The organism is Pseudomonas sp. DW-iso17, assembly GCF_058725345.1.
In genome coordinates this window covers 106,896-113,062 of record NZ_JBZXEA010000009.1, presented here as the reverse complement: position 1 = coordinate 113,062, position 6,167 = coordinate 106,896, and the positions used below count along the sequence as shown (strand labels likewise).

Annotated in this window: 5 protein-coding genes and 1 pseudogene; 3 read left to right on the top strand and 3 right to left on the bottom strand. The window is 54.2% G+C overall.

Going from position 1 to position 6,167, the window contains the following annotated elements; all coding sequences use genetic code 11:
* Positions 1-47 precede the first annotated feature (47 nt).
* Positions 48-167: pseudogene (locus AC4PS6_RS07435) on the bottom strand (Y-family DNA polymerase); the annotation flags it as partial.
* Complete coding sequence (locus AC4PS6_RS07430) at positions 160-585, bottom strand: LexA family protein (RefSeq protein WP_023658794.1); 426 nt, start codon at positions 583-585, stop codon at positions 160-162. The gene AC4PS6_RS07430 and the pseudogene AC4PS6_RS07435, both read right to left, overlap by 8 nt.
* Positions 586-864: 279 nt before the next feature.
* Here AC4PS6_RS07430 and AC4PS6_RS07425 point away from each other — a divergent pair, with 279 nt between their 5' ends.
* Together AC4PS6_RS07425 and AC4PS6_RS07420 are read left to right on the top strand one after the other, a co-directional pair.
* A complete protein-coding gene (locus AC4PS6_RS07425; protein WP_336827133.1) occupies positions 865-1,161 on the top strand; it encodes an Arm DNA-binding domain-containing protein in 297 nt (98 codons plus the stop codon).
* Entirely contained in the window at positions 1,049-1,996 is a 948-nt protein-coding gene (locus tag AC4PS6_RS07420; protein WP_336827132.1) for a tyrosine-type recombinase/integrase, read from the top strand. The genes AC4PS6_RS07425 and AC4PS6_RS07420 overlap by 113 nt, the downstream gene beginning before the upstream one ends.
* A gap of 49 nt (positions 1,997-2,045) precedes the next feature.
* On the opposite strand, the gene AC4PS6_RS07415 is transcribed toward AC4PS6_RS07420, so the two are convergent.
* Positions 2,046-3,296, bottom strand: a complete 1,251-nt coding sequence (locus tag AC4PS6_RS07415) for a PIN-like domain-containing protein (protein ID WP_336827131.1) — start codon at positions 3,294-3,296, stop codon at positions 2,046-2,048.
* A 212-nt stretch (positions 3,297-3,508) separates the two neighbouring features.
* Here AC4PS6_RS07415 and mutS point away from each other — a divergent pair, with 212 nt between their 5' ends.
* A complete protein-coding gene (mutS, locus tag AC4PS6_RS07410; protein ID WP_336827144.1) occupies positions 3,509-6,088 on the top strand; it encodes a DNA mismatch repair protein MutS in 2,580 nt (859 codons plus the stop codon).
* Positions 6,089-6,167 lie beyond the last annotated feature (79 nt).

The following is a 6,167-nucleotide window of genomic DNA, read 5'->3' as shown; positions in this document are numbered from 1 at the left end:
AGGTGGCGCGGACTGTACAGGAGTTACTAACGATTTCCACCCCTCAGATCGTTGTTGCTCAGCACCACGATGGGCACCTTCGCCAGGTCCGGCCGGAAAACTCGCTCGCAACTGGCATAGAAGCTGTTGCAGTCGATCAGCGCAAAGGTCGGTTCCTGCTTAGACATGGCTGCGCACTGTGCTGGTGATCACACCCCAGATTGACAGCTCATCCCCTTCAAGAACGTAACGCGCCGGATATTTAGGGTTCTCTGATAGGAGGATCACCTCCCGGCCGCGCTTACATAGGCGCTTGCAGACGGGCTCATTGTTCAGCAGCGCCACCACCACATGCCCATGAGCAGGCTCAATGGCACGATCCACCACCGCGAGATCACCTTCAAAGATACCAATCCCTTGCATGCTTTCCCCGGTGATTGCTACCAGGTACACATGCGGTGCACGGATATTCAGAACCTCATCCAATGAGATGTGCTGCTCAATATGATCCGCTGCCGGCGATGGAAAACCGGCTGGAACCTGGAACGAGCACATAGGCAGCTTTGCGCCCGCCTCAGCGATAGGACCTAGAATGGTGAAGCTCATGATGCGGCCTTTTACAGATACTGTACGAATGTACAGTTAACTTTGAAGGACGCTTGCGGTCAATTTTTCTGTAGGGGATTTCGACAGGCGGAGAGATGCGTATGTGCGGGCGATTCGTGCAGTACGAAGGGATGGCGATCTTCATTGAAGAACTGAGCCCCCAGATAGAGCTGTTCAGCGGTTACGACGCCGAGAGCGCACCTCGGAAGCGGCCTAGAAACCGAACTGGCAAAGCACAAGGGGATTGAGATACACGGCGGCAACCTGCGTGTCGTGTTCATGTGGCGGCGTATACGCTGCCGCGAATCCCTCGGCCTTCCGATCACCAAAGCCAATATCAAACACGCCGCCCTCTTAAGGGCGGCAATTCTTCACGAGATCAAAACCGGTCACTTTGAGTATGGGCGGCACTTTCCTAATTCAAAGCACGCGACCAACTACAGCAGTGCCAAGGACGAAAGGCTTGGGGGCATTGCTGGAGCGGTACAAGCCGTTGAAGGCTGTCGACATCACGCCGATGACCGAGGAGAAGTACGGCTATGCCTTGGACATCTGCACTGCCTTGGTTGGAATTGATCGTCTCGCCGGAGTTTTGTTGCCCGAAGACATTCAGTTGCTGAGGACGTTGCTGATTGCAGATCGAGCGCCGTCGACCGTCAATCATTACCTGGCAACGTTCGCCGGTTTCCTGGGCTGGTGCGAGACCAATGGATACTGCCGCACCGGATTATCAGAAGCGTGCAATCGGTTCGCAATGCAAGGCCAAGAGCCGGATCCGCTTACTCGTGATGAGTTTCGGCTGCTGGTCGATAAGGGATGCCTTCACCCCCAGGACTCTGCTGCGATTACGTTGGCCGTGTATACCGGGCTTCGACCAGGTGAGTTATGTGCGCTGGCTGTGGAAGACATCGACCTGGACGCAGGACAGATCAATATTACCCGCGCCATAACAGCCAACGGCACGTTCAAGGTTCCAAAAACCGGGAAGCCGCGCTCAGTATTATTAATGCCGCCAGCGGTCGAAGCCTGCAGGGTATTGTTGTCGCTCGTCGCCGATCATCCTGCTCGCTCTATTGAGGTGTTCCAGAATAGGCACGAGAGCCGGAAAGAGAGGGTTACACCACTTCTCTCTCCATCCACCCAGGCGCGCAAGAAGATCATAAACTTCTGGTATGTCCCCACTGCGTGGAATACCAAATGGGCAGCGGTCCAGAAGCGTTCAGGCATCCGACCGCGTCGGCCGTACCAGACTCGCCACACCTATGCCTGCTGGTGCCTGACTGCTCGAGGTAACCTTGCGTTCATCGCAAAGCAGATGGGACATAAAGACTACACGATGTTAGTGGAAGTTTATGCAAAGTGGATGGACAGTGAATCAGCGACAGAGCTGAATAACATATGGGCAATTTAAAAAATAGAAAAACATAAACACAGGAGAGTGCAAACTCTCCAACCCAAAATCATCCATCAGAACTCAAAGTTAGAATATCAAAATCAAGCTGCCCACGACGATGCTTTAGAGCCTCAACCCGTAACATATTTTCTTTTATTCTCATTCTGTATTTTACAATTTCATTCAGATCCCCTCCGCCCCTCTGGCTCGTGAGCTTTCGAATCCTCTCTGAATCCTGCCTGTGCCGACTTTGCAAATAAGTTAGCTCACTAATTACTAAATCGCGTAGATCATACAGCTTTTTAAGATCTAGCCGATGTTCACCATGAGCAATAACCCAATCAGAAACACCGTTCTCACCAAATGAAGCCATCAAGGTATCTTTCGCTTTAACCAATGACACTTCTTCATCAGACAAATCCATGAAATCATGAGGATCGGCAACGTTCGATGAAGATTCTCGCACCTCTTCAATTACCGCAATTGAGGTATCTTGATCAAGATAGTTGTTAGCGTACTCAAGAAAATTATGATAACTATAAAGATAAAAATCCTGACCGGTTTCTATATTGAACTCTTCAATTAATTCAGGTAAAGGGCCAATCGTACGCCCGCCGGCTTTCTCCCACCAGTCTTCTTTCTGTTCCTCTGTTATGAGTATCACTGGCTTACCCACAGCCTTAGCGTGATCAATGACCTGCTTCCAGATAATTAAATCTCCATACCGCTTACAAACCTGATCAAATATCAAAGACCCCTTGAATTTACCAACATCCTGAAAACCAGGAGCATCCAAATTTGCATAACGAACTTCGCCTTCTTTGATAATATCCTTCAGCTGAGCCACGGAGTATTTGTCGCCAACCTTACCATCCAGCAATAACGATATTTCATTTTTTACATCATCGACATTTATCCTCGCCTCATGAAAAACCCTCTTCCCTTCCAGCTCCTCAATTGCCTTTTCTGCAACGCCAACAAACTCCTCATGAAGCTCGACAGATAAAAAAGGATGCTTTGTTTGGCTTTCAAATCCACTGAGAATATTACGAAGATCAGCGATAGCCTCAGCATAGAGCTTGGATTGATCATGGGTGATTTTTGCGCGATTGTCTAAATACTCATATACCACCTGATACGGAGCCCACAGCCGTTCCCCAAGAGACCTCACTACTTTATAAAAAGCATCTCGCGCATCATCGGAGCGTTTATAAACACCGGTATAGACATTTGTATCAAATACAAAAACACATTCATCCCACAACTTTGCCCGTCGCTGTTCATCATTCGCAAAATGGTTAGAAAATTTGGTTTTCATGATACGGCCTCTAGTCCCTTAGGATAGCTTGATACCACAATGCCATCCATGACGTCACCTTCCACTCGCCGCATGAGATCACTGCGCTCGCATGGTAGTCTTGTATCAATTGAGCGAAAAATGACTTACTGACGCTTTCACCGTTCAGGTAACGCCCCATTTTTGCCCCACAGATTTTTACATTAAGCTCTAAGTCACTGATGAATAAGCCAATTTCCGATCTGTCCTCCCACACCCCGATGATGCAGCAGTACTGGCGCCTGAAAAACCAGCACCCTGATCAGTTGATGTTCTATCGCATGGGCGACTTCTACGAGATCTTCTACGAAGACGCGAAGAAGGCCGCCAAGCTGCTGGACATCACCCTGACCGCTCGTGGGCAGTCGGCGGGGCAGTCGATTCCGATGTGTGGGATTCCTTATCACTCGTTGGAAGGCTACTTGGTCAAGCTGGTCAAGCTGGGCGAGTCGGTGGTGATCTGTGAGCAGATCGGTGACCCGGCCACCAGCAAAGGGCCGGTGGAGCGCCAGGTGGTGCGCATCATCACCCCAGGCACGGTGAGTGATGAGGCGTTGCTGGATGAGCGTCGCGATAACCTGATTGCGGCGGTGTTGGGCGATGAGCGTCTGTTCGGCCTGTCGGTGCTGGATATCACCAGCGGCAACTTCAGCGTGCTGGAGATCAAGGGTTGGGAAAACCTGCTGGCGGAGCTGGAGCGTATCAATCCGGTGGAGTTGTTGATCCCGGATGATTGGCCCAAGGACTTGCCCGCCGAGAAGCGTCGGGGAACCAAACGTCGTGCACCGTGGGATTTTGAACGTGATTCGGCACTGAAAAGTCTGTGCCAGCAGTTCTCGGTGCAGGACCTTAAAGGCTTTGGTTGCGAAACCCTGACCCTGGCTATCGGCGCTGCCGGCTGCCTGCTCAGCTACGCCAAGGAAACCCAGCGTACCGCCCTGCCGCACTTGCGCAGCCTGCGCCATGAGCGTCTGGACGATACCGTGGTGCTTGATGGCGCCAGCCGTCGCAACCTGGAACTGGACACCAACCTGGCCGGTGGCCGCGATAACACCCTGCAATCGGTGGTAGACCGTTGCCAGACCGCCATGGGCAGCCGTTTGCTGACCCGTTGGCTGAACCGTCCGCTGCGGGACTTGACCGTGCTGCAAGCACGCCAGTCTTCTATTACTTGCCTGCTCGACGGCTATCGCTTTGAAAAGCTGCAGCCGCAACTGAAAGAAATCGGCGATATCGAACGTATCCTGGCACGGATCGGTTTGCGCAATGCACGGCCCCGTGACCTGGCGCGCCTGCGTGATGCCTTGAGCGCCCTGCCTCAGTTGCAAGTGGCGATGACCGAACTGGACACGCCGCACCTGCAACAGCTGGCCGTGACGGCCGGCACGTACCCGGACCTCGCCGCGTTGCTGGAAAAGGCCATCATCGACAACCCGCCGGCGATCATTCGTGACGGCGGTGTGTTGAAAACCGGCTACGACAGTGAGCTGGATGAGCTGCAATCCCTGAGCGAAAACGCCGGGCAGTTCCTGATCGACCTGGAAGCCCGCGAAAAAGCCCGTACCGGCCTGGCTAACCTGAAAGTCGGCTACAACCGCGTGCATGGCTATTTTATCGAGTTGCCGAGCAAGCAGGCGGAGTCTGCGCCTATCGACTATCAACGTCGCCAGACCCTCAAAGGCGCCGAGCGTTTTATCACCCCAGAGCTCAAAGAGTTCGAAGACAAGGCGCTGTCAGCCAAAAGCCGCGCCCTGGCGCGGGAAAAGATGCTCTACGAAGCCTTGCTCGAGGACTTGATCAGCCGCCTGGCGCCGTTGCAAGACACCGCCGCCGCCCTGGCGGAGCTGGATGTGTTGAGCAACCTCGCCGAACGGGCGCTGAACCTGGACCTCAACTGCCCAAGGTTTGTCAGCGAACCGTGCATGCGCATCGTGCAAGGCCGTCATCCGGTGGTGGAGCAGGTGCTGACCACGCCGTTCGTCGCCAACGACCTGTCGCTGGACGACGATACCCGCATGTTGGTAATCACCGGTCCGAACATGGGCGGTAAATCCACCTACATGCGCCAGACCGCGTTGATCGTGTTGTTGGCGCATATCGGCAGCTTCGTACCCGCAGCCAGTTGCGAATTGTCGCTGGTGGACCGCATTTTCACGCGGATCGGCTCCAGCGATGACCTGGCCGGTGGCCGTTCGACCTTTATGGTGGAAATGAGCGAAACCGCCAACATTCTGCACAACGCCACCGAACGCAGCCTGGTGCTGATGGACGAGGTGGGCCGCGGCACCAGCACCTTCGACGGCCTGTCCCTGGCCTGGGCGGCGGCTGAACGTTTGGCGCATTTGCGTGCGTACACGCTGTTCGCCACGCACTACTTCGAGCTGACGGTGTTGCCGGAAAGCGAGCCGCTGGTGGCCAACGTGCATCTCAATGCCACCGAGCACAACGAGCGCATCGTGTTTCTGCACCATGTGCTGCCAGGGCCGGCGAGCCAGAGCTACGGCCTGGCCGTGGCGCAGTTGGCCGGTGTGCCGAGCGAGGTGATTACTCGCGCCCGTGAACACCTCAGCCGCTTGGAAACCACGGCCCTGCCCCATGAAACGGTGGTCGCCAGCCCGGCCAAAGCCAGCAAGAAACCCGCCGCGCCGCATCAGAGCGATATGTTCGCCAGCCTGCCCCATCCGGTGCTGGATGAGTTGGCAAAGCTTGATCTGGATGACTTGACGCCGCGTAAAGCGCTCGAAATGTTATATGCACTGAAGACTCGGATATAACGCAGACGCTTGCAAGCTGATAGAATCTCGCGCGGTTTGGGATGCTGCGGGCTTTTAGCCTGGTCCGCAGACTATCGCT